The sequence below is a fragment of the Geothrix sp. genome (assembly GCF_030219325.1).
GTDB lineage: Bacteria > Acidobacteriota > Holophagae > Holophagales > Holophagaceae > Geothrix.
In genome coordinates this window covers 1,589,789-1,611,758 of record NZ_CP126625.1, presented here as the reverse complement: position 1 = coordinate 1,611,758, position 21,970 = coordinate 1,589,789, and the positions used below count along the sequence as shown (strand labels likewise).

At 68.2% G+C, this 21,970-nt stretch carries 19 protein-coding genes; 8 read left to right on the top strand and 11 right to left on the bottom strand.

Features of this window, described 5'->3' with window-relative positions; genetic code table 11:
- Window positions 1–43: 43 nt before the first annotated feature.
- Together fabF and acpP are read right to left on the bottom strand one after the other, a co-directional pair.
- Window positions 44–1,297 (bottom strand): beta-ketoacyl-ACP synthase II, encoded by a 1,254-nt coding sequence (fabF, locus tag QOZ81_RS07260; RefSeq protein ID WP_291199392.1) that lies wholly within the window; start codon window positions 1,295–1,297, stop codon window positions 44–46.
- Between the two features lie 82 nt (window positions 1,298–1,379).
- Window positions 1,380–1,619, bottom strand: a complete 240-nt coding sequence (gene acpP, locus QOZ81_RS07255; protein ID WP_291199395.1) for an acyl carrier protein — start codon at window positions 1,617–1,619, stop codon at window positions 1,380–1,382.
- A 135-nt stretch (window positions 1,620–1,754) separates the two neighbouring features.
- Here acpP and QOZ81_RS07250 point away from each other — a divergent pair, with 135 nt between their 5' ends.
- A complete protein-coding gene (locus QOZ81_RS07250) occupies window positions 1,755–2,690 on the top strand; it encodes a tyrosine recombinase (protein WP_291199397.1) in 936 nt (311 codons plus the stop codon).
- A gap of 75 nt (window positions 2,691–2,765) precedes the next feature.
- Window positions 2,766–3,848 carry a helix-turn-helix transcriptional regulator gene (locus QOZ81_RS07245; protein WP_291199399.1) on the top strand — a complete coding sequence of 361 codons (1,083 nt, stop codon included), beginning with the start codon at window positions 2,766–2,768 and terminating at the stop codon, window positions 3,846–3,848.
- A gap of 12 nt (window positions 3,849–3,860) precedes the next feature.
- Here the strand turns inward: QOZ81_RS07245 and QOZ81_RS07240 are convergent, their stop codons facing one another.
- From QOZ81_RS07240 to QOZ81_RS07230, 3 genes are read right to left on the bottom strand one after another with little or no spacing between them, the layout of a single operon-like run.
- On the bottom strand, window positions 3,861–5,420 hold the full coding sequence (locus QOZ81_RS07240) for an ABC transporter substrate-binding protein (RefSeq protein ID WP_291199402.1): 1,560 nt from the start codon (window positions 5,418–5,420) through the stop codon (window positions 3,861–3,863).
- Window positions 5,420–6,988, bottom strand: a complete 1,569-nt coding sequence (locus QOZ81_RS07235; RefSeq protein ID WP_291199405.1) for an ABC transporter substrate-binding protein — start codon at window positions 6,986–6,988, stop codon at window positions 5,420–5,422. The genes QOZ81_RS07240 and QOZ81_RS07235 overlap by 1 nt, the downstream gene beginning before the upstream one ends.
- Window positions 6,989–7,033: 45 nt before the next feature.
- The gene (locus QOZ81_RS07230; protein ID WP_291199408.1) at window positions 7,034–7,609 is read right to left on the bottom strand and encodes a thioredoxin family protein; all 576 of its coding nucleotides are present in this window, start codon (window positions 7,607–7,609) and stop codon (window positions 7,034–7,036) included.
- A gap of 86 nt (window positions 7,610–7,695) precedes the next feature.
- Between QOZ81_RS07230 and QOZ81_RS07225 the strand changes: the two genes are divergently transcribed.
- Both QOZ81_RS07225 and ttcA read left to right on the top strand, forming a co-directional pair.
- On the top strand, window positions 7,696–8,202 hold the full coding sequence (locus QOZ81_RS07225; protein WP_291199411.1) for an Rrf2 family transcriptional regulator: 507 nt from the start codon (window positions 7,696–7,698) through the stop codon (window positions 8,200–8,202).
- A complete protein-coding gene (gene ttcA / locus QOZ81_RS07220; RefSeq protein WP_291199414.1) occupies window positions 8,199–9,050 on the top strand; it encodes a tRNA 2-thiocytidine(32) synthetase TtcA in 852 nt (283 codons plus the stop codon). The genes QOZ81_RS07225 and ttcA overlap by 4 nt, the downstream gene beginning before the upstream one ends.
- Here the strand turns inward: ttcA and QOZ81_RS07215 are convergent.
- Window positions 9,047–10,237 carry a class I SAM-dependent rRNA methyltransferase gene (locus tag QOZ81_RS07215; protein WP_291199417.1) on the bottom strand — a complete coding sequence of 397 codons (1,191 nt, stop codon included), beginning with the start codon at window positions 10,235–10,237 and terminating at the stop codon, window positions 9,047–9,049. The two genes, ttcA and QOZ81_RS07215, sit on opposite strands and share 4 nt — an antisense overlap.
- A 30-nt stretch (window positions 10,238–10,267) precedes the next feature.
- On the opposite strand from QOZ81_RS07215, the gene QOZ81_RS07210 reads away from it, so the two are divergent.
- A complete protein-coding gene (locus QOZ81_RS07210) occupies window positions 10,268–11,419 on the top strand; it encodes an alkaline phosphatase family protein (RefSeq protein ID WP_291199420.1) in 1,152 nt (383 codons plus the stop codon).
- Here QOZ81_RS07210 and QOZ81_RS07205 read toward each other — a convergent pair.
- Genes QOZ81_RS07205 through QOZ81_RS07195 form a run of 3 tightly spaced genes read right to left on the bottom strand, consistent with a single transcriptional unit; the run spans window position 11,416 to window position 16,084 of the window.
- Entirely contained in the window at window positions 11,416–13,275 is a 1,860-nt protein-coding gene (locus QOZ81_RS07205; RefSeq protein WP_291199423.1) for a prolyl oligopeptidase family serine peptidase, read from the bottom strand. The genes QOZ81_RS07210 and QOZ81_RS07205 overlap by 4 nt on opposite strands.
- A gap of 54 nt (window positions 13,276–13,329) precedes the next feature.
- Complete coding sequence (locus tag QOZ81_RS07200) at window positions 13,330–15,015, bottom strand: aspartate:alanine exchanger family transporter (protein ID WP_291199426.1); 1,686 nt, start codon at window positions 15,013–15,015, stop codon at window positions 13,330–13,332.
- Between the two features lie 34 nt (window positions 15,016–15,049).
- Window positions 15,050–16,084 carry a cysteine desulfurase family protein gene (locus tag QOZ81_RS07195; RefSeq protein ID WP_291199429.1) on the bottom strand — a complete coding sequence of 345 codons (1,035 nt, stop codon included), beginning with the start codon at window positions 16,082–16,084 and terminating at the stop codon, window positions 15,050–15,052.
- Window positions 16,085–16,106: 22 nt separating this feature from the next.
- On the opposite strand from QOZ81_RS07195, the gene QOZ81_RS07190 reads away from it, so the two are divergent.
- Window positions 16,107–17,033, top strand: a complete 927-nt coding sequence (locus QOZ81_RS07190) for a 5'-nucleotidase (RefSeq protein WP_291199432.1) — start codon at window positions 16,107–16,109, stop codon at window positions 17,031–17,033.
- Between the two features lie 133 nt (window positions 17,034–17,166).
- A complete protein-coding gene (ftcD, locus tag QOZ81_RS07185; protein WP_291199435.1) occupies window positions 17,167–19,014 on the top strand; it encodes a glutamate formimidoyltransferase in 1,848 nt (615 codons plus the stop codon).
- A 3-nt stretch (window positions 19,015–19,017) separates the two neighbouring features.
- Here the strand turns inward: ftcD and QOZ81_RS07180 are convergent, their stop codons facing one another.
- Together QOZ81_RS07180 and QOZ81_RS07175 are read right to left on the bottom strand one after the other, a co-directional pair.
- Window positions 19,018–19,701 carry a DUF6445 family protein gene (locus tag QOZ81_RS07180; protein WP_291199438.1) on the bottom strand — a complete coding sequence of 228 codons (684 nt, stop codon included), beginning with the start codon at window positions 19,699–19,701 and terminating at the stop codon, window positions 19,018–19,020.
- An 86-nt stretch (window positions 19,702–19,787) separates the two neighbouring features.
- Window positions 19,788–20,246, bottom strand: a complete 459-nt coding sequence (locus QOZ81_RS07175; protein WP_291199441.1) for a cache domain-containing protein — start codon at window positions 20,244–20,246, stop codon at window positions 19,788–19,790.
- A 180-nt stretch (window positions 20,247–20,426) separates the two neighbouring features.
- On the opposite strand from QOZ81_RS07175, the gene QOZ81_RS07170 reads away from it, so the two are divergent.
- Complete coding sequence (locus tag QOZ81_RS07170; protein ID WP_291199444.1) at window positions 20,427–21,962, top strand: methyl-accepting chemotaxis protein; 1,536 nt, start codon at window positions 20,427–20,429, stop codon at window positions 21,960–21,962.
- The last annotated feature ends 8 nt before the right edge of the window (window positions 21,963–21,970 follow it).

Genomic DNA, 21,970 nt, shown 5'->3' with positions numbered 1-21,970 from the left:
GAAGGACTATTTTCGCCTTTCATTCGTATCCCAGGCCGACCCCTCAGACCTTTCGCAGGATCAGGCATCCATTGGTGCCGCCGAAGCCGAAACCATTGTTCATGGCGTATTCGGAGTCGAAGGTGCCGGCCACGTTCGGCGTGACGTCCAGGTCGCACTCGGGGTCCTGGTTGTCCACGTTGATGGTGGGGGGGATCTTCCCGGTCTTGACGGCCATGACGGCCACGATGGTCTCCAGCCCGCCGGCGGCACCCAGCAGGTGGCCGTGCATGGACTTGGAGCTGCTCACCTTGATCTGCTTCGCGTGGTCGCCGAAGACCCTCTGGATGGCCAGGCACTCCAGCTTGTCGCCCACGGGGGTGCTGGTGCCGTGCATGTTGACGTACCCCACCTGCTCGGGAGCGATGTCCGCATCCTTGATGGCCGCGCGCATGACGCGCTGGCCGCCCTCGCCCTCGGGGGCGGGCGTCGTGATGTGGTTGGCGTCGCCACTCATGCCGTAGCCGGCCACTTCGGCGTAGATCTTGGCGCCCCGGGCCTTGGCCAGTTCGTACTCTTCGAGGATCACGATGCCTGCGCCTTCACCCATGACGAAGCCGTCGCGATCCACGTCGAAGGGCCGGGAGGCGCGCTCGGGCTCATCATTGCGGGTGCTGAGGGCGCGCATGGCGGCGAAGCCGCCCACGCCCAGCTGGTTCACCACGGAGTCGCTGCCCCCAGCCATCATGCGGTCCGCGTAGCCGAAGGCGATGAGCCGCGCCGCGTCGCCGATGGCGTGGGCGCCCGTGGCGCAGGCGGTGGCCACGGCGCTGTTGGGGCCCTGCAGGCCGTACTTGATGCTGGCCTGGCCACTGGCGAGATTCACGATGAGGCTGGGGATGAAGAAGGGGCTGGTGCGGCGGGGACCGCGGTAGCCGTTGGCCTCGTCCCAGATGGTGCTGAGGCCGCCGATGCCGCTGCCGATGTAGGTGCCGAACACCTCGCGCTCGGCCTTGGTGAGCTCGACCTGGTCGAAGCCCGCATCCACCCAGGCCTCATGGGCCGCGCCCAGGGCGTAGTGGATGAAGATGTCCATCTTCTTCTGTTCCTTCTTGTCGATGAACAGATCGGGGTTGAAACCCTTCACCTGGCCCGCGATCTTGCAGGCGAAATCGGTGACGTCGAAGCGGTCGATGGTGGCGATGCCGCTCCTGCCGGCCAGCAGGTTGTCCCAGGTCTCGGGCACAGTGAGGCCGCAGGGGTTCACGGTCCCCATGCCGGTGATGACGACGCGGCGGCGTTGGACGGTCCTGGTCATGGGTTCACCTCGGGTAGGCTCGGGAAAACAAACGTGCCGCAGGGCCATGGGGGGCGCTGCGGCACGTCAATACGCGTAAGGATCAAGCCTTCGCGTGCTTCTCGATGTAGGAGATCGCATCGCCCACGGTGCGGATCTTCTCCTGCTCGCTCTCGGGGATCTCGAGGCTGAAGGCCTCCTCGATCGCCATGATGATCTCGACGGTATCGAGACTGTCGGCGCCGAGATCGTCCACGAAGTGGCTGGATTCGGAAATGGAATCTTCGGGCTTGGCCAGCTGCTCAGCGATAATAGCAATGACCTTCTTGCGCACATCAGCCATCGGGGGCTCCTCCAAACGAACCTGGAAACCCTAACACACCCCGGGCCGATTTTCCAAACCCTGGGTAAAGCACCGATTCCAAATCCTGAAGAACAGATGGATTGCGCCTGCCTGCCAGCCATGGAGGATGGAGGCATGCCCCGTCCCCGGACTGTCGAGGAACCCGAACACGGCTGGCCCCTCGGCTGGAGCGCCAGCCTGCTGGAATTCCGTACCTACCTGGCCGTGGAGCGGGGCCTGTCCGGCAATACCACGTCGGGCTACATCTCGGACCTGAACCACCTGGCGGCCTGGGCCTGCGATCAGGAGGTTCCTGCCGAGGCCCTCACCCGCGACCAGCTCACGGCGTTCCTCGTTTCCCAGCAGGCCACGGGCAAGGCGCCCCGCAGCCTCGCCCGGATGAGTTCGAGCCTCCGGGCCTTCCTGACCTTCCTCCGCATGGAGGGCGGTGGCGGGGCGGGGCCCGAGGCCATCGTGAAACCGCCCCGACCGCCAAGGATCCTGCCCCGCACCCTGGGGGAAAGCCAGGTCGAGGCCCTGCTCAACGCCCCGGATACGACCACGGCACTGGGGGTGCGGGACCGTGCCTGGCTGGAGCTCCTCTACGCCTCGGGCCTGCGCGTCTCCGAGCTGGCGGGGCTTCCGGCCTTGTCCGTGTTCCTCGATGAGGGCTTCCTGAAGGTGACGGGCAAGGGCCGCAAGGAGCGGCTCATCCCCTTCGGCACCGGTGCGGAGCGCTGGATCCGGACCTGGCTCACCCTGCGGCCCGGCTTCAAGCCCAAGGGTGGCGAGCTCTTCGTGGGCCAGCGCGGCGAGGGTCTCACCCGCCAGCACCTCTGGCGCCTGCTCAAAGGCTATGCGCGTACCGCAGGACTCCGCGCCGCGGCCGTGAGCCCCCACGTGCTCCGCCATGCCTTCGCCACCCACCTGCTGGATCACGGCGCCGACCTCCGCGCCGTCCAGGCCATGCTCGGCCACGCCGACATCAGCACGACCCAGATCTACACCCACGTCCATCAGGCCCGCCTGCGCGCCCTCTACGACCAGCTGCACCCGCGCTCCGGCGGCTGAGAACCTCCGCGGCCGAATTGCGAGGTGGACCCTGCCGGCGGGAATGGGTGATGATGGGCCAGGAGCCTGACACCCATGGCCGTGACCAAGACCCCCCGCAAGAAGCCCGTGAGCACCACCGAGAAGGTGGAGGAAGCCGTCCCCAAGAGCAAGGCCGCCCCGGCCAAAAAGGCCGCTGCCAAGAAGGCCGAAGCCAAGATCGTCGAGCCCAAGGTGGCCGAAACCGAGGTTGCCGAGACCAAGGCCGCTGAGCCGAAGGCCAAGCCCGCTGCCAAGGCGCCTTCGAAAACCAAGGCGTCCAAGGCTGCGGCCAAGACCGTTGAAACCAGCGCTGAGGTCCCCGCCCAGCCTGCTCCCGAGCCCAAGCCAGCCGTGGTGAAGGCGCCGGCCTCTCCCGTCCTGACCCCCCTGGCCCAGGCCATCCTGACCGCGATCTGCGAAGGCCGGGCCGTGGAATTCATCTTCGCGGATGCCGAGGCCAATGCGCCCCGCACCTTCGAACCCCGGCACCTCACCTTCGACGCCCTCAGCCAGGCCTGGTACGCCTGGGGCTGGGACCGCCGCTACAACGCCGAGCGCCATCACTGCGTCGACCTGCTGGCGGAGGTCAATGCCGTCGAGGGCGTCGGCCGCGCGGCCCAGGGCCCCTACGCCGAGGGCACGCCCGCCAACCAGATCGGTGGCTGGCTGGGTGGAGAACCCATCGCCGTGAAGGCCAGCCTGGCGAAGCAGTGGGTCTTCGCCGTGAAACAGGCGCCTCCCGCCTTCCCCAGCTTCAAGCTGGAGGATCAGGGTGATGGCCAGGCCCTGGTCACCTTCTCCGCCACGGACCTCCGGGCCATCGCGCGCTGGGCCATGCAGTTCGGCGACGGCATCCAGGTGCTGGAGCCGGCCCGGCTCGTGGATCGCATCAAACAGGTGGGTGCCGTCTGGGCCGGCCGGGAACGCCAGGCCCCCATGCCTGCAGCACCCAAGGCCGCCCCCCGGCCGGAGCCCCCACCCGAGCAGCCCCGCCGCCATGAGGCCCGCCCCCATCGCGAGGCCCGCCCGGAACGGGAAGCCCGTCCTGAGCGGGAAGCCCGCCCCGAACGCGAGCGCGATGAGGCCCCCAAGTCCAAGCCCGGCAAGGTGGAGATCATCCGCTTCGACCGGCTCTGACACCGGGCGCCATCACCCATCCAGCCACCAGCCCCGCCGACCGGGCACGTAGCCGTAGGTCTGCCCGAGCGGATTGAATCCGACGCCACGCAGGCGCCGGTCCAGGACCAGGTAGGCCACGCCGTAGGTCAGCTGAAGCAACGGCTGGTCATTCTGGATGAGCTCGTTGATCTTCAGGTAGAGGCTCCGTCGCCGAACCGGGTCCAGTTCGTGCCGTCCCCTCTCGAACAGGCGGTCCACCTCCGGGTTCCGGTATCCAGTGACATTGCTGCCGCTGGCAATGCCGTCCGACGAGAACAGCGGGCTTTCATTGTCCGGATCCAGACCGGTGTTCCAGGCGTAGTCCCAGATGTCCCCCTCCCCCTTGGTGGACATGGTGTAGGGCTCATCGACGGGCGTGCGCCGCAGATCGATCTCGACTCCGACCTTGCGGAGGGCATCGCAGAAGGCATCGGCATGGTCCCGTCCCGAGTAGCCCCAGGCGGAGAACATGACGAGATGGAGCAGGCGCCCCTTGGCGTCCCGGCGGACCCCGTCCGGACCCAGCCTCCAGCCGGCCGCTTCCAGCATGGCCGCCGCCCGTTCCGCCCGAGGGAGGGGTGCCACCGCCTGATCGAAGGCCCAGCTCTGGGGCGGCCAGAGGCTCGATGCCAGCCGCTCGGCCCGGAGCCTCCGCTGGGCCTTGAGGAACTCCCAGGGCAGGGCCTCCGCGAGCGCCCTCCGCAGCCGCACGTCGCCCAGGAGGCTCCGTTCGGGATTGCAGTTGAACCAGAACGTGTTGAACGAGGACAACGGCGTGGATTGGGCGATGAGGCTGCCATCGCCAAAGGCGCCCCGTCGAAGCAGGTAGTGGCGGAACCAGTCGAGCTCGCCGAAGTGGTACTCCCGCGCCCGGAGCTGCCTTCCGTACTCGGCCTTGTCCTGTGGCTGGACCCGGAAGCGGAATGCATCCCAGCGGCCAGGATGCGATCCGTGGTAGCCGCTCCACAGCTGGAGCTGGATCTCCGTCGCATGGGCGCCGGGCAGGACGCGGTAGGGCCCCGATCCGATGGGTGCGTAGTTCAAGGGGTGCTTCAGCTCTTCGGAGCCCTGCGCATAGCGCCGGCGGGGAACGGGCTGGAAGTTGTACAGATCCGACAGCAGGGAGGCGCGGGCCGCCTTCAGGCGGATCCTCACCCGATGCGGCCCTTCGGCCACCAGGCTATCCAGGGTGCGGACGCCGACCAGGTCGTTGACCTTCCGCACCTGGGGCAGCGACAGCATGCGCCAGGTTGCCACCAGGTCTTCGGCCTCGATGGGAGAGCCATCCTGCCAGGTCAGGCCGGGGCGGAGCTTCAGCAGGACATTCCGCCCATCCTTTGAGATCTCCCACCCCTCGAGCAGCTGGGGGACGAACTCGCCGCGTTCATCCAAGGCCACCAGCCGGTCGAAGACCAGATCCACCACCTGGACCTCGACCTCACGGGAGAGCAGGAGGGGATTCAGGCTCATGACCGGCTTGTCCAGCGCCACCGAGATGGGCTGCGCCCCCAGGGAGAGCGCCGCGAAGAGACAGGCCAGCAGTCCGCGCATCAGGAGCCTTCCAGCATCCAGCCGCGCCGTCCTGGCCAGAAGCCGTAGCTCTGGCCCAGCAGGTTGAAGGTGACCCCCTGGAGACGCCGGTGGACCAGCACCCGGGTCTGCGAATAGTCGATCGGGATGATGGGCTTGTCCCGATCGATCAGGCGTGAGATCTCCCGATAGACGCGCTTCCGGGCCTCCGGATCGAGGGTGTGCCGTCCGGCATCAAACAGGCGATCGATCTCCGGGTTCAGGTAGCTGCTCACGTTCGCGCGGGTCCGGTATCCCTCGAGCGTGAACAGGGGGCTGTCCACGTCGGGGTCCAGGGCCAGGGTCCATCCGAAGTTCCAGATGTCCCCGTCATGGTTCGAAGCCTTGTCGGTCAAGTCCGCGAACGAAATGGTCCGGACCTCGATGTGCATCCCCACCCGGGCCGCCTGCGCCGCCAGCAGATGAGCCGCACTCGGACGGACGGGGGAGATGGGCTCGTAGAGCACCAGGTCGAGACGCCGGCCCTTCGCATCCCGGCGGACGCCATCCGGCCCCGGCCTCCATCCGCCCGCATCCAGGATGGCCATGGCCCGATCCACCTGGGGCAAGGGACGCGGCTCCGGATCGTGGGCCCAGCTTTCCGGCGGCCAGAAGCCCTTGGCGAGTCGGCTCGGGAAGAAGCGCCTGGCCCGCGCCAGGTCCCGCCAGGGTGAGAGCTCCCCGATGACCTGTCTCAGGGCCAGATCACCGAGCAGGCTGCGCTTGGGGTCGCAGTTCAGGAAGTAGGCGCCGATGGAGGCATAGGGCACCGAGATCGGCTGCACCAGGCCGCTACCCTGGGCGCCTTTGCGCACCAGGTAGTGGGGAAGCTGGCTGGCTTTCGAGTAGTGGACCTTCTCCGCTTCGAAGTTGGGAAGGAGCGTCTTGTCTCTCGGGGCATCCCAGTATTCGAATGAAAGGGCCTTGCCCGGGTGGACCCCGTGGTAGCCGTCCCAGCGCACCATGGCAAACCGCTTGGTCGTGGCGGTGCCCACCAGCCGGTAGGGCCCGGACCCCACCGGCTGGAAGTTCACGGGGGCATCCTTCGGCTTGGCGCCCACCTGGTAGAGATGCCTGGGAACAGGGATGAAGTTGTACAGGTCGTTCAGCAGGGTGCCCCGGGGGCGCTTCAGCCTGATTCTCACCGTCAATGGACCCTCGGCGGTCAGGCTGTCGAGGCTCGTCACGCCACCGGCCGTGTCGGCGATCTGCCTCACGCGGGGCAGCCGGAGTGCCGTCCATGTGAACACCACGTCTGCGGCTTCGATGGGTTTCCCATCGTGCCAGGTCATGCCGGGCCGGAGCTTGAGGACCACCTCCCGCCCGCCCCTGAGAATGACCCAGGACTCCAGCAGCTCAGGTATGTAGTTCCCCTTGGCATCAATGGTCACCAGGCGATCGAAGAGGAGATCCAGCGCTTCGAAATCGGAATCCTGGCCTGCCAGCAGGGGGTTCAGCGTGGTCCATTCGTCCACCCCCACAAGGACCCTGTCCCCGGACCACAGGCCCGAGAGCAGGCTGAATGCCAGGATGAAGGAGCGCCAACGCATGGTGCCCACTTCATCGGTTGCCTGCCGTTCCCCGTGAATACTGGGCTAAAGCGCCTTTGTGGCCGCCTCCACCAGCTCCACCAGTGCCTCGGCCATGCTCTGCCCCTCGCGGGGAGGGTTCTCCACCACGGTTCCCATCAGCTTCTGGGCGCCACCGGGCTGGGTGGCGAACAGGTAGAAGGTCGGCACACGGTGCAAAGCCTGGGGTTCCACACCCTTCGGCCAGGCGCCGGGGTCCAGCTTCTTGTCCCGGTTCACGCCGAGGTAGCACACCTCGATGAAGGGGTTCGGGTCCGCCTCCAGGGCCAGCAGGTACGGCAGGTGGTATTGGCTGTCGGCGCACCAGGAGCCGAACGCCACCACCAGCGTGAAAGGATGCCGGACGGCCAGCCAGCGGGCCTTCACCTTGGCGTTCACCTTCACCTTGGCCAGGTTGTCGCGGTACGCCGCCCGGTGGGCCAGGATGGCCTTGGCCGTCGTCTCGCCGAGCAGCAGCGGCTGGCCGTCGCGGGTATCCAGCAGGGGTCCCGCGGGGAGCGCCCCGGGCGGAGGAGCCGCCACGACGGCCGGCTGCCGTGCCAGCAGAACGGAAGTGGCCAAGGCCAGAACGACGGCTCTCATGGGGATCTCCGGAATCGAGTCTAGCCAGGCTCATAAACTTGACTCATTCACTCAGGAATACTAGCCTGGAGTCTGGAGCACCCTTCGTGAAGATCTCGGCCCGAGGCAGGTACAGCATGCAGGCCCTGTTCGACCTGGCTCACCACAGCCACGGCCAGCCGGTGCCCCTGCACGTGATCGCCGAGCGCCAGAAGCTCTCCCTGCCCTTCCTCGAACAGATCTTCAACAAGCTCAAGAAGGCCGGTGTCGTCGCCAGCGTCCGTGGCCCCAAGGGCGGCTACATCCTCACGCGGCCCTGCAACCAGGTGAGCGTGGGCGAGGTGCTGCGCCTCACGGACAGCAGCTTCTATGCCGCCGCCAAGGAAGATCCCAGGACCGCCAACAAGACGCTGTTGGCCGACGAACGCATGAGCAAGCTGCTCTGGAACCGGCTGAACGACCACATCTCCGCCTTCATGGAGAAGGTCACCTTCGCGGACCTGTGTTCCGAGACCTCCAGCAACACCTGCCCCGACTGCACCTGCCCCGAATACGTGAAGGACGTCCAGGGCCAGATTGTACGGGGTGAGCGCAAAGCCTGCGGCGTGATGTGAGCAATCCCTGCGCCCTGCCCAGCCTGGCCCTGCCACCCACCGAGGCTGACCTCAAGACCCTGCCCAAGCTGGAGCGGAAGCTCGCGCGGCGCCTCGGCGAAACCAACGCTGCCTACAACCTGATCGAGGACGGCGACCGCATCCTCGTGGCCGTCAGCGGCGGCAAGGACTCCTGGGCCCTGCTGGACGTGCTGGAGCGGCTGCGGAAGCGGGCTCCCGTGACCTTCGCCGTGGAAGCCGCCACGGTGGATCCGGGCTTCCCCCAGTTCAACCCCGATCCCATCGCCGAGGTCTGTGAACGCCTGGGCGTGCCCCACCACGTGATCCCCGCCCCCATCGACAAGATGGTGCGCAGCAAGCCCGAGGAGCTGCCCTGCATCATCTGTTCGCGGCTGCGGCGCGGGGTGCTCTACTCCTTCGCCAAGCAGCACGGCTACACCAAGATCGCCCTGGGCCACCACCTGGACGACCTGATCGAGACGCTGCTCATCAACCTGTTCTTCGAGGGGCGCCTCAGCACCATGCCTCTGCGCCTCGTGAGCGACGACGGCGCCAACACCGTCATCCGTCCCCTGGGCACCTGCGAGGAGAAGGATCTGCAGCGCTACGCCTGGCTGCGGGGCTTCCCCATCGTGCCCTGCGGCTGCCCCCTCTGCGGCTGCTCCAGCCTCGAGAGCCGCCGCAAGCAGGTGAAGGAACTCATTGGCTCCATGGAAGGCAGCATCCCGCGGCTGAAGGCCTCCATGCTCGGCGCCATGGGCAACGTGAAGCTGAGCCACCTGCTCGACTTGAACCTGGGCGCCCTGCATGCCAAGGGCGTGGATGAGGCCGTGGAGCGCTTGGGCTAACCCACGCTCAGCCACAACCCCTTGAGGTAGAACCCCTCGGGATGGTTCAGGGCGTAGGGATGATCCGACGGCTGACCCAGGTGTGCCAGCACGCGGGCTTCGCGGCCGGCTTCGAGCAGCGCGGTCCACACGGCTTCCTGGAAGCGGGTGCGGTCCAGGTGCTGGCTGCAGGAGAAGCACCAGAGCATGCCGCCGGGCGCGGTGGCGCGGGCGCCCAGGCGGAAGACGTCCTTGTAGGCCTTGAAGGCCTTGTCCACGTCCTTGCGCTGTTTGGCGAAGGCGGGCGGATCCACGATGACGCGGTCCCAACCCAGGGGCTCCAGCTGCCGCATGAGCTCGAAGGCATCACCCTCCATGCGGATGTGCGAGGCCGGATCCAGGCCGTTGGCGGCCCAGTCCCGCTCCGCCTGGTCCAGGGCCGGGGCGCTGATGTCCAGCGTTGCGACTTCCACAGCGCCCCCCAACCCAGCGTGGATGCTGAAGCCACCGGTGTAGCCGAAGGCGTTGAGCACGCGCTTGCCCTGCGACACCCGGCCCAGCTGCAGGCGATGCTCCCGCTGATCCAGGAAGAAGCCGGTCTTCTGGCCGCGCAGCAGGTCCACGGTGAGCTTGGCGTCGCCTTCGCGAACCGTGACCGGGCCCGCGAGGCTGCCCTTGAGCAGGCGGTTCACGGGATCCAGGCCCTCGTCGCGGCGGCCGGACTGGCTGCGCTCCACGAAGGCCGTGATGCCCTCGCGCTTGCCGAGCTCGAAGAGAATGGGCCACCAGGTCTCCCGCAGAAGCTCCAGGCCCGCCGTGCCCACCTGCAGCACCAGGGCCGAGGCATAACGATCGACCACCAGGCCCGGCAGGCCATCGCCCTCGCCGAAGATCCAGCGGCAGCCGCCTTCGGGATCCCACAGGCCCAGCTCCTTCCTCAGGGCCAGGGCCGATTCGAACCGCTCGCGGAAGAAGGCCTCGTCCAGGGGCGCGTCCTCGAAACGGAAGATCCGAGCCGCCAGGGGATTCGTCGGACTGGCCGTGCCGATGCCCAGCACGCAGCCGGAATCGTCCGCCAACCGCACCAGGGCCGCGTCGGAGGGCTTGGCCAGCGCCCCCGAGAACACCCAGGGGTGCCGCTTGGAGATCAACGCCTCTTTGCCCGGTTTGAGGCGGAGCAGGGGATAGGGCCAACGGGGGGTGGTCATGAATCAAGGGTAGCTTGTTACCCTGGGACCATGCGTCGTGCCGCCTTTTTCCCTCTGCTGGTCGCCCTTGCCCTCCAGGCCGCCCCGCCCGTGCTCCTGCTCAGCGCGGATGGCCTGGGCGCGGACCAGTTCACATCCCGCTCCATGCCCAAGCTCTGGGCGCTGTCGGAGCAGGGCCGCCGCGGCCAGGGCCTCCCCCCCTTCCCCGCCACCACCTTCAACGGCCACGTGACCATGGCCACGGGCTGCTGGCCGGAGCACCACGGCGTGGTGGCCAATGGCTATGTGGATCCTGCCACGAAGGCCCTGGTGCCGGTCGCCTCCCGCGCGGAGGACGTGCAACGGGAACCCCTCTGGGCCGCAGCCACCCGCAGCGGCATCCGCACCGCCGTCTTCCAGTGGGTGGGTGCCACCGGCCCCTGGGAAGGCGTGAGCCCCTGGCGCCTGGAGGTCTTCCGCCTCGGCCGGCCGGATTCGGAGGCCCTGGCCTTCAGCGAGGCCGCGCTCCGGGATGGCGCGGGCCTGGTCATGACCTACCTCTCCGGAACCGACGAGGAGGGCCACCTGAAGGGCCCCCGCAGCGCCGAGACCGCCACCAAGCTGAGACAGATGGACGACGAGCTGGCGCCCTGGCTCCAGCGCATGCTGGCCGCGCATCCGGGCCTGAAGGTGATCCTCGCGGCGGACCATGGCATGGCGCCCATGCGCCGCCGCATCCACCTGCCCAGCCTGCTGGACGGCATCGGTTGCGATCTGCTGACCCATGGCGGCAGCGCCTACGTCTACCTCCAGCACCCGCAGGATGCGGAGAAGGCCCTGTCGCGCCTCCGTCGCGCGGGACTGAGGGCCTGGAGGCGGGATGAGGTCCCCGGCAGACTCCACCTGGCGGGCAATGACCGGGTCGGCGACCTGGTGATCCTTGCCAGGGAAGGCCAGTGGCTGTCCAAGGCACGCTCCAGCCGCGAGGAGGCTGAAGAGCTGCACGGCCGTCGCGGTGCCCATGCCTACACCGCCGACACCAGGACCATGCGCACCTGGCTCGTGGTCCTGGGCGCCGGCCACGGCTCCCTCGGCCCCGTGGCCCTCTGGGACCTGGCCCCCACCATGGCCTCCTGGCTGGACATCCAGTGGCTCAGGCCGCCGGATGGAAGCCCCGTTCCCGTCCTGGTCGGAAGTCACTAGTTGGCGAGCTCCCGCAGCCAATCCAGGTAGCGGGCCTCGCCTACGGCGCTGGGGCCGTCGTGCCCCCGACCCGGCTCGGCCAGGAAGGTGACCTTGGCCCCGGCGGCCTTCAATCCTTCGACCATCTGGACCGTTTTGGCGTAGGGGCAGTTGCGGTCCTCCATGCCATGGACGATGAAGAAGGTCTCGCCCTTCAGCCGCGCGAGGTTCGCCGGATCGAGGGCATCCGGATGGCCCCCGCCCAGCCACTGGGGACCGAGGTCGGGCTGCCCGGCCAGGACCGCCAGGCCCCGGAACCGCCCCGGCTGGGCCAGGGCCGTGCGGTAGACGCCATAGCCGCCCATGCTGAAGCCCGCCAGAAACACCCGCTCCGGATCCACGGGATAGTGGGCGAGGACATCGGCCACGGCCTCGCGCAGATCGTCCTGGGCCAGGTCCGCGCTGTAGCAGTTGGAGGTGCCCCGCCCCCGCGGAGCCAGCTGGATCCAGCCTTCCGGCGCGCGGCTCCGATCGAGCATCCCCCGGTCGTCGTCACCGCTACCGTGGAGGTAGACCAGCAGCGGCACCCGGAGGCCCGGCTTCAAGCCTTGGGGGATCCGCACGGTGTAGGGCTGAAGCGTGCCGTCCAGAGCCGAGCGGTAGGCCCGGCGCTGGATGCCGGTCCGGCTGGCCACCGGATCCTGGCCCGAGGCCGCGGCCCGCAGGTCGCGGTCCAGCTCCTCGAGGGAGGCCCGCAGGCGCCCTGCAGTCTCATGGGGCTTCAGTCCGGCCAGCGCAGCTTCGGCCTCCGCCAGACGGAAGGCGAGGGTGCTCCGGCTGCCCTGGGCCAGGGTCTTGGCGACCTCCAGCATGGATCTACACGCCGGGCCATCCACGCCGGGAAGCACCGTGACCCCCCGCCGGAGGACGGTGGAGCCGGGCCCCTCCACTTCGAGCTGATAGCCACCCACGGGCAGGCGCAGGGCCAGGTCCAACTCCGTGGGGTACGGGGCTGGACCCGCGGGGGTCTCCACCCGCCTGCGGACCAGGACCTCACCCTCCCCGTTGAGGATCCGCACCGACAGCGGCAGGCCCGCCCCGGCCGATCCCACGGCGGCCACCCGCAGGCCGAGGGATTCCCCCCCGCGCAGGTTCGCCCGCAGGGGCTCCGCGGCCCAGGCCAGGCCAGCCTTCGCACCAGGAGCCTCGAAGCTCAGCGGAAGGTAGCGCCGCGGGCTGTTCTCGGAGCCCAGGCGCGGATCCTCCACGAGGGCATGGCGGGTCTTGCCGGACCCAGCCTCCGCCTGCACATAGGCGAGGTTCAGCCCAATGGAGCCCGGCCCCCGCAACCAGGGGTGGTACGGCGGAATTGAGGACCAGGGCACGAGGAGCTCGAAGGAGACCCGACCCCCGCCGCTGCTCCAGGCGAAGCGGGCGCCCGGCAGAGGCGCCATCTCCAGGGCGCGGTCCCGGTACCAGGTGAAGGCGTACTGCCAGGTGCGCTGGCCTTCGAGCTGGGGCGAGAAGCCCAGCACCCGGAACTCATCGGCAGGATCGCCGCCAGGCAATGCCGTGGCCACCGCCAGCAGCAGGCCGTCCCCGTTCTGGTAGGCCCGGTCCCGGCAGCGCACCGAGTCCTGCGCGGCCTCCACCTGCACGTAAAGGAAATCGGCCCCATAGGCCACCCGGGCCCGGACCTCGCCGTTCGCATCAGGAGCCTGGAGGAGGAAGGCCGGCAGATCCGCCAGCTCCGCATCCAGCGCACCGTCGATCTTCGGCGCCTGAGCCAGGAAGGGCACCCGCAGGGACGGTGGAAGCTCCCTGGCCAGCCCCGCCAGGCAGATCAGAGTCAGTCCCCAGGTTCTCCAGCCGCCCATGGCGCCTCCCGACCATGAGGTGGGCTACGGGAAGCAGGGCGGGCGATTTAGCCGCTACCGGATGATGGCCAGCAGCACCTGGGCCAGGACGATCTTGAGGATGGTGGCCAGGGGATAGACGGTGGCGAAGCCCACGTTGGGCAGGTCGTTGCCCGTGTGGTGGTTCGCGTAGCCCAGCACCACGGGCTGGGTGTGGGTGCCGGCCAGGATGCCGAACATGATGTTCAGGGGGATGCCGAAGAGCTTGTGCCCCAGCAGCATGGTGAGGGAATCCGCCACGAAGCAGACGAGGAAGGCCGCGCCCAGGAAGAGCGGCAGCACCGAGACGTTCTGGGAGACGATGGCCCGGAAGCCCTCGCCCGAGATGACGCCGATGCCCGCCGCGAACAGCACCAGCCCGAACTGGCGGATGGTGTGGTTGGCGCTGTAGGGGAAGTTCCAGACCAGAGGGCCGATGCGGTGGAAGCGGCCCAGGATCAGCGCCACGGCCAGGGGCCCGCCCGCGAAGCCCAGCTTGAAGATGATGCCGTGGCTCAGCGGGATGGGCAGCTGGCCCAGGGCCAGGCCCGCGGCGAGCCCCATGGCGAAGGTGAGGAAGCTCACTTCGCTGAGGTCGCGGTAGCTGTCGCCGAAGAACTCCTCGATGGCCTCGATGTTGTCCCGCCGCGTGGTGACGCGCACGCGATCGCCGAGTTCCAGCACCGTGTCGCCATCGGGAACGAACCAGAGGTCCCCCCGACGCACCCGGGTGATGATGGCCGCGTGCTTGTTGATGAGGTCGAGCCTGCCCAGGGGAACCCCCACCACGTCCCGGCTGGACACGAAGACCCGCGTGGCGTCGAGGGCACTCTGATCGCGGTCCAGCTCCACGTGGCTCCGCTGGCCGATGAGCGATTCGACCTTGGCCAGGTCCTCAGGGGAGCCCACCACCGTGACGAGGTCCTCCAGCTGGAGGCGGAAATCCGGTCCCGGGATCAGCAATTCCGCCTTGCGCAGCACGCGGCCGAAGACCACGTGCAGGCCCTGGGGCGCGCGGATGTCCCGCTTGGTCATGGCCACCGCATCCGGCTGGGTCACCCGCAGGGTCCAGACCTCCAGTTTCTGGTGGCCGGTCTGATAGTCCTTGAGGCCATCGGCCTCCTCCCGCAGGTTCACCCGGAAGACCTTCGCGCTGACGAGGATGATCAGCATGGGGACCAGCACGCCGATGGGATAGGCGATGGCGGAGGCCACCGTGGGCTGGGCCAGCTCCACCGGGCCCACGCCCGTCATGGTCTTCACCCGCTCGATGACGCCGGCCAGGGCCGGCATGTTCGTGAAGCTGCCCGTGAGCAGGCCGGCGGCGTAGCGGGAATTGAAGCCCATGGCCTTGGCCAGTACCACCACGAAGGCCGTGGAGGTCAGCATCACCAGCAGCACCACGGCGTTCTTCTTCATGCCCTCGCGGCTGAAGGCCGCCCAGAAGCTGTGGGAGATGGACAGCCCCATGGCGTACACGAACACCGCCAGGCCCAGCTCGTAGACCAGCTTCATCTCTTTGGAGATGTCCTTCTTGAGGCCCGGATCCAGGCCCGGTGCCATCACCAGGGCACCCAGGGCGATGCCCGCGAAGAGGATGCTGGCGATGCCGAAGGAGGCGCCAGCGATGCGGAGCTTGCTGATGGGATAGCCCAGCGCCACCACCGCGAACAGCATCAGGAGGGGGTTGTGCGCGAAGAAGAAGAGGACCTGCTCGATCATGCCTGCTCCGCATCGGGGTCGACGCCACCGGGCTTCATGTCAACCGCTTGATGGCCGCCGCCAGGGCCTCCACCTCGCTGGGCTGCGCATCCGGAAGCATCGAGAAACGAAGGACCGAACGCGCATCATCCAAACTATACCCCAAGGTAGTAATTGCATGACTGGGTTTCACCGACCCGCTGTGGCAGGCGCTGCCGGTGCTCACGGCGAATCCCGCCAGGTCCAGGGAGGCGTGCAGAGCCTCGCCATTCCTGCCCTTGAACAGGATGCAGCTGGTGTTCGGCAGGCGCGGCGACCCCTGGCCGATGACCGCGATGTCACCGCCCCGGGATGTGACCTCCGTCTCGAAGGCATCCCGCAACGGCGCCAGCGCCGCGTTCATCTCTTGACGCTCCGTCAAGTGCCGCGCGGCCGCCGCCAGGCCCAGGATGGCCGGCAGGTCCTCGGTGCCGCCGCGCCTCCGGCGCTCCTGCGGCCCCTCCATCACGATTTCCCAGGGCAGGCCGGGCCGCAGCCAGAGCAGGGCGGCGCCCCGGGGACCACCCATCTTGTGGCCGCTGAACACGGCGGCGTCGCAGTCGGAGAGCTCCACCGGCACCTTGCCCCAGGCCTGACAGCAGTCCTTGATGCGCACCGCGTCGAGCAGGGCGGGCATGGCGTAGAGGAGGCCCGTCTCGTTGTTGGCCGCCATCTGCACCACGGTGGCGCAGTCCGGCGGAAGCTCCGGCAGCCAGGCCAGCCGTGACCAGTCGCGCAGGGGGTTCAGGCAGGCGCTGTGCTCCCCTGGGAAGGCCGCCGCGGGGCGATCCCCCAGGGCCGGCTGCAGACCGCGGATGAGCAGGAACAGGGCCTCCGTGGCACTGGCGCAGAAGACCAGCTCCCCCGGCGCCACGCTCAGGGAGGCGGCGAGCTCCCGCCGGGCCTCCTCGAGGCGGAACCGCGCCCGCTGCCCCTCCCGGTGTGTGCTGGTGGGATTGGCCCAGTCCTCGGCCATGGCCCGCCGAACCGCCTCCACCGCCTCCGGGTGGGGCGGCGCACTGGCGTTGGCATCGAAGTAGAGGCGCGGCATGGGACCAATGTACCCTGAGGCCATGGCCAAAACCCTGGAAGGCAAGCTCGTCGTCGCCATCTCCTCCCGCGCCCTCTTCGACTTCGAGGAGGAGAACCGGGTCTTCGAAGAGACCGATGACCGGGCCTACATGGACCTCCAGCTGTCGCGCCTGGACGTGCCCGCCAAGCCAGGCGTGGCGTACCCGCTGGTGAAGAAGCTGCTGGCCTTCAACACGGGAGACGAGACGCGCGTGGCCGTGGTGATCCTCTCCCGCAACGACCCCGTGAGCGGCCTGCGGGTCTTCCGCAGCGCGCAGGAATCGAAGCTCCAGCTGGAGCGCGGCGTCTTCACCCGGGGCCGGAATCCCTATCCCTACCTCACCTCCCTGGGTGCGAACCTGTTCCTCTCGGCGAAGGAGGACGATGTGCGGGCCGCCCTCAACGCCGGTTTCGCCGCCGCCCGGGTCTATCCCGACAGCGCCGTGGCGGCGGACCGTCATCCCGACGAGATCCGCATCGCCTTCGACGGCGACGCCGTGCTGTTCAGCGATGAAGCCGAGCGCGTCTATGCCAAGGACGGCCTGGCGGCCTTCCAGGCCCACGAGATCGAGCGGGCCGCCGTCCCCCTGCCCCCGGGGCCCTTCAAGCCCCTGCTGGAGGCCCTGCGTCCCCTCCAGGACATGGCCGCGGGCGCGCCCATGCGCGTCCGCACCGCCCTGGTCACCGCCCGCAGCGCTCCGGCCCACGAGCGCGCCATCCGCACCCTCATGGCCTGGAACATCCAGGTGGACGAGGCCATGTTCCTCGGCGGCCTGGAGAAGGCCGACTTCCTGCGGGAATTCGAGCCGGACTTCTTCTTCGACGACCAGACCGGCTACTGCGATACCGCCTCCCGCGTGGGGCCCACGGGTCACGTGGTGAGCGGCGTGAAGAATGAGGTGGGGGAGTCCGGAGAAGGGCCCCGGTAGGCCCGGGACGCTGCGCGTTCCGAGTCCGGGGAAAGCCTCCCCTTTAACAAGTCGTTAACCCTACTCCAGGGGCGGGCTGCCCCGCGGCCCACCCCTGGAGCCGCACGGCTAGACTGGAACGAACGGAGGAACCATGTCCCGCAAGCTGGTGGAGTGCGTGCCGAACATCTCGGAGGGCCGGGATGCCGCGAAGATCAAGCAGGTGACGGACGCCATCGCCGCGGTGGCCGGCGTGGAACTGCTGGACGTGGATCCGGGGGCGGACACCAACCGGACGGTGATCACCTTCGTGGGCGAGCCCGAAGCCGTGCTGGAGGGTGCCTTCGTCTGCATCCGGGAGGCCGCCAGGCTCATCGACATGCGCCAGCACCACGGCGCCCATCCCCGCATGGGGGCCACGGACGTGGTGCCCTTCGTGCCGGTGGAGGGCGTGTCCATGGAAGACTGCGCCGAACTGGCTCGCCGCCTGGGCGAGCGCGTGGCCCGTGAACTGGCCATTCCCGTCTACCTCTACGAGGCCGCCGCCTCGCGCCCGGAGCGACGGAATCTGGCCGAAGTCCGCCGTGGCGAATACGAGGGGCTGCAGAAGAAGCTGCAGGATCCCCAGTGGCAGCCTGATTTCTCCGCCGCCTACAACGCCCAGGCCGGGGCCACCATCATGGGGGCCCGGGAGTTCCTGGTGGCCTACAACGTGACGCTGAACTCCGGCAGCAAGGACCACGCGACGGACATCGCCTTCGAACTGCGCGAGAAGGGTCGTGTGGCGCGCCGCGGCCGCGTGAAGCCCTACTACCAGGCCGGCGAGCTGATCTTCTACGCCGAGGGCTCCTTCCCCTGCGGCAACTGCGATTTCACCGGCGCCACGTTCCAGGAGACGGTGGACCACTGTGCGAAGGCCCACGGCTACGACCTGCCGGCCCTCATGCGCATGAACGACGTGGACCCCGGGAACCCCGTGGGCCAGAAGGTCCGCCGTCGCGGCATCTTCAGCCACTGCAAGGCCATCGGCTGGTACGTCGATACCTACCGCCGCGCCCAGATCAGCGTGAACCTCACGGACTACAAGCAGACCGCGCCGCACACCGTGCTGGAGGAGGCCCGCAGCCTGGCCGCCGAGCGCGGGCTGGTGGTCACGGGCAGCGAGATCGTGGGCCTGGTGCCCTTCCAGTGCCTGCTGGCTTCGGGCCGGCACTACCTGAAGGCCATGGGCAAGTCCACGGGGGTGCCCACGGTTGACATCCTGCAGACGGCGGTCTTCTCCATGGGCCTCGGCGACGTGGCGCCCTTCGAGATCGAAAAGAAGGTGCTGGGCCTGCCCACCTACGACCCCAAAGCACTGGTCTCCATGCAGGTTCACGCCTTCACCGATGAAGTGAGCCGCGACACGCCGGCCCCCGGCGGCGGTTCCATCGCGGCCCTGGCCGGCAGCCTGGGTGCCGCTCTGGCCAGCATGGTGGCCAACCTGGCCCAGGGCGGGCCTGATGCGGAGAAGGATGCCAAGCTCATCGCCGTGGCCGAGCAGGCCCAGGTGCTCAAGGACCGCCTCATGGTGGCCGTGGACGCCGATACCAACGCCTTCAATGCCTTCATGGATGCGCGCCGCCTCCCCGACGCTACGCCCGAGCAGAAGGCCGCCCGCCAGGCCGCCATGCAGGCCGGCCTCAAGGTGGCCATTGACGTGCCCCTGGACACCGCCAAGGCCAGCTACGCGGCCCTGGAGCTGGCGGGGGAAGCCTCGAAGCTGGGCAAGGTGGCGTCCATCACCGACGCGGCCGTGGGCGCCCAGATGGCCTTCGCGGGCGTGCGCGGCGGCATCTGGAACGTGGTCATCAACCTCAAGGACATCACGGATGGGGCCTACGTGGCCGACATGCAGGCCCAGTGCGCGGACCTGCTGGCCCAGGCCACGGCAAAGCTCGCCGAGGTGACGGCCTACATCGACCAGAAGCTGCTGGACCGCCTCAACAAGGCCAAGAAGTAGCGCCTACTCGGCCATCCAGAAGAACAGTGCGGTCATCCGCTTGGTCGCGAGGTCGTAACCGCAGTAGCCCGTGGCGGAATGGACGAGGTCCGCGCGGTACAGCAGCAGGCGGTTGAACACGTTGGGAATCGACAGCTCGGGGTGCCAGGCCTGCAGGGGCAGCCCGGTCACGCCCAGGGCCTCGCGCAGGTTGGTGTGGGGCGGCGGGCAGACATTTCCGCTGAGGGTCCCGTTGGGATAGCGCAGGCGGTAGAAGGTGGTGCCTGCTTTCGCGGGCGCCTTCGGCGTGAGGTAGATGACGGCCGCGAAGCGACAGAGCTTCCGCGAATCCGTGTGGGGCCGCGGCCCTGATTCCCTTTCGCCCACCACCTGCACCACGTTGTGGTTGAGGTAGGCGCCGTCGGGAGCGGTCTCGGACCAGAGCCGCCGGGCCCCGGTCAGCTCGCGGACCTTGGCCTCCAGCCGCTCCAGTTCGGCAGGAGTCAGGGCATTCCTGGAGCGCATGCCCGGCCAGGTCTCGCGGGTGTGGGGGAAACCCAGCTCCCATTCCTCCAGGGCCTGGAACCGTGATGCCACGGTCTCGGCCTCCGGCAGGATGCCATCCACGATCCAGTAGTCCCGGCCCTCCTGAGGTTTGCGATAGGGCAACGAGGGCAACCGCCGGGGGGCGGGAACGGGCAGTGGCATGCGGGATCTCCGGGCGTTGGATCCAGCCTACATCGGACGTGGAAACGGGGGCCGCCAGGCCCCCGTTTTCCGTCGTCGCCAAGGGCCTACTCGTAGATGCCGGCCCCGACGACCATGCCGTTGAAGAGCTCCACGAAGGAGGCCTTCTTCATGACCTTGTTGCCCTGGGCGGGATTCAGCTCCTTGTACTCGATCCAGCCGTTGCCCTTCTCCTTCACGAGCTTGGTCCAGTCCTGGATCCAGGGCTTGCCATCCGGATCCTTGGCCGTCCAGCGGACCACGCCCACCAGCTCGCGCCGAACCCCGTGGGCCAGCACCTTGCCCTCCAGGTCGTAGACGAAGATGTAGAGGTCGTTGTTCTGGCCCTTGTTGAAGTGGAACTGGCCCTTCACGCCCGAGACCTCTTCCAGGAACTTCTCTTTTGGGTTCTTCTTGGCGAATTCGACGGCCTGCTTCACGAATGATTTCGCCTGGTCGCGGGTCTGGGCCGTCAGGGACGCGGCTGCCATGGCCGACGCCGCCAGGATGATCCAAGTCTTGCGCATGATGTGCTCCTTGCAGGGTTGGGCCCCTCTCTGGGGTTCGATCTGCTTAGCGACCACCTTCGCCCCGCGCTTGAGATTTCGTCATATGGGCCAGAGCCCTCGATCGTTATTCAACCCCGCTCCACCCGGGCCGAAAAGAAACTGTTCGAATTCTCTCTTTTTTGCCAGGGGTACCCTTCCATGAATCGCAAAGGCTTGGCCCTGAAGTTCTTCCTGCCTGTCTCTCTGGCCTTGGCAGCGCTCCTCGGTCTGGTCATCTGGGGTGTCAGCGCCTACCAGATCTCGCAGGCCGAAAAGGCCTTCGAGGAGCACCTGACCTCGCTGGCGGTGGCTTCGCGCTCCATGTTCCATGCCGATGCCGAGGACTATTGCCGCACCCGCGGCATGACCTTCCACCGAGTCGCCCAGGGCCGGTATTCCGAAGATTCGGCTGAGGCGGCCTTCGAGCGTGGAAGCATGACTCTGTTCGAGGCCAATCCGGCCCTGGAATACAAGGTGGGGCAGTTCCGGAACGCCAGCGGGGATCCCCGGATCTACGTGCTGAGCCAGGGTCGGCTGAAGGATTCCTGCATCACCTGCCATGGCGCCTTCGGGATCGAGGCCTTCAAGTCCCGGAAGGCGGGGGAACTGGTCGCCTCCTTCGGCGTGTCCATGTCCACCGCTGAGCTCTACCGGACGCAACGCAACATCCGCATCCTGTCGATCGTGGCCGGCTTGGCCCTGCTGGGCCTCATCAGCGCCATCATGACCCACCGGGTGAAGACCACCATCCTGACTCCCCTGGAGCACCTCTCGAAGGCCATCGGCCGGGTGGCGACCGGGGACATGACCGTGAAGGCCCCGGTGGAAAGCGAGGATGAGCTTGCCAAGCTGGCCACCACGTTCAACGGCATGGTCTCCGACCTCAACCGCGCCCTCGGGAACATGGGCCAGGCCTCGGAGCAGGTGGCCTCCGGCAGCACGGAACTCGCCGCCAGCGCGGAGCAGATGAGCCAGACCGTCCAGGAGACGGCCCGGGTGGGCGAGGATCTGCGCGAGGCCGGACGCGAGGTCCTGCAGGCCCTCCGCCAGCTGGACGCCAACGTGGAATCCATGGGCGATCACACCCGCCAGACCGGGGCCAAGACCGACGAGGCCGTGAAGGATACGGACCGGGGGGCCGAAACGGGCCGGGGCACCGCCCAGGGGATGCAGGCCATCCAGCAGGCCACCTCGCGCATCGTCCAGGCCGTGAAGGTGATCCAGGGCCTGGCCCGCCAGACCAACCTGCTCTCCCTCAACGCCGCCATCGAGGCGGCCAAGGCCGGGGCCCAGGGCAAGGGCTTCGCCGTCGTGGCCGAGGAGGTGCGCATCCTCGCCGAGCGCAGCGGGCAGAGCGCCAAGGAGATCGAGGAGACCATCCACGCCATGCAGGATGCGGTCCATGAAGGTACCTCCAGCGTGGACGTCACCCTCCACCACCTCGAGGCCATCCGGGACCGGATCTCCGAGGTGTCCGGGAGCATCCACGACATCGGCAGCCTCAGCCAGGGCCAGGCCCAGACCAGCCAGGAGGTGGGCCGATTGATGAACCAGACCGCTTCGCGACTGGATCAGAACGCCACGGCCACCCACCAGCTGGCAGCCACCGTGCATGAGGTGGCCCGCACATCGGACGAGCTGTCCCGCGTGGCGGAGACCCTCAAGGAAACCGTGCAGCGGTTCAAGCTGCGATAATCCTGGGC

Excerpts from the sequence above, each read along its gene's own strand:
- fabF (WP_291199392.1), bottom strand. The coding sequence starts at position 1,297 with ATGACCAGGACCGTCCAACGCCGCCGCGTCGTCATCACCGGCATGGGG.
- acpP (WP_291199395.1), bottom strand. The coding sequence starts at position 1,619 with ATGGCTGATGTGCGCAAGAAGGTCATTGCTATTATCGCTGAGCAGCTG.
- QOZ81_RS07250 (WP_291199397.1), top strand. The coding sequence starts at position 1,755 with ATGCCCCGTCCCCGGACTGTCGAGGAACCCGAACACGGCTGGCCCCTC.
- QOZ81_RS07245 (WP_291199399.1), top strand. The coding sequence starts at position 2,766 with ATGGCCGTGACCAAGACCCCCCGCAAGAAGCCCGTGAGCACCACCGAG.
- QOZ81_RS07240 (WP_291199402.1), bottom strand. The coding sequence starts at position 5,420 with ATGCGCGGACTGCTGGCCTGTCTCTTCGCGGCGCTCTCCCTGGGGGCG.
- QOZ81_RS07235 (WP_291199405.1), bottom strand. The coding sequence starts at position 6,988 with ATGCGTTGGCGCTCCTTCATCCTGGCATTCAGCCTGCTCTCGGGCCTG.
- QOZ81_RS07230 (WP_291199408.1), bottom strand. The coding sequence starts at position 7,609 with ATGAGAGCCGTCGTTCTGGCCTTGGCCACTTCCGTTCTGCTGGCACGG.
- QOZ81_RS07215 (WP_291199417.1), bottom strand. The coding sequence starts at position 10,237 with ATGACCACCCCCCGTTGGCCCTATCCCCTGCTCCGCCTCAAACCGGGC.
- QOZ81_RS07210 (WP_291199420.1), top strand. The coding sequence starts at position 10,268 with ATGCGTCGTGCCGCCTTTTTCCCTCTGCTGGTCGCCCTTGCCCTCCAG.
- QOZ81_RS07205 (WP_291199423.1), bottom strand. The coding sequence starts at position 13,275 with ATGGGCGGCTGGAGAACCTGGGGACTGACTCTGATCTGCCTGGCGGGG.
- QOZ81_RS07200 (WP_291199426.1), bottom strand. The coding sequence starts at position 15,015 with ATGATCGAGCAGGTCCTCTTCTTCTTCGCGCACAACCCCCTCCTGATG.
- QOZ81_RS07195 (WP_291199429.1), bottom strand. The coding sequence starts at position 16,084 with ATGCCGCGCCTCTACTTCGATGCCAACGCCAGTGCGCCGCCCCACCCG.
- QOZ81_RS07190 (WP_291199432.1), top strand. The coding sequence starts at position 16,107 with ATGGCCAAAACCCTGGAAGGCAAGCTCGTCGTCGCCATCTCCTCCCGC.
- ftcD (WP_291199435.1), top strand. The coding sequence starts at position 17,167 with ATGTCCCGCAAGCTGGTGGAGTGCGTGCCGAACATCTCGGAGGGCCGG.
- QOZ81_RS07180 (WP_291199438.1), bottom strand. The coding sequence starts at position 19,701 with ATGCCACTGCCCGTTCCCGCCCCCCGGCGGTTGCCCTCGTTGCCCTAT.
- QOZ81_RS07175 (WP_291199441.1), bottom strand. The coding sequence starts at position 20,246 with ATGCGCAAGACTTGGATCATCCTGGCGGCGTCGGCCATGGCAGCCGCG.
- QOZ81_RS07170 (WP_291199444.1), top strand. The coding sequence starts at position 20,427 with ATGAATCGCAAAGGCTTGGCCCTGAAGTTCTTCCTGCCTGTCTCTCTG.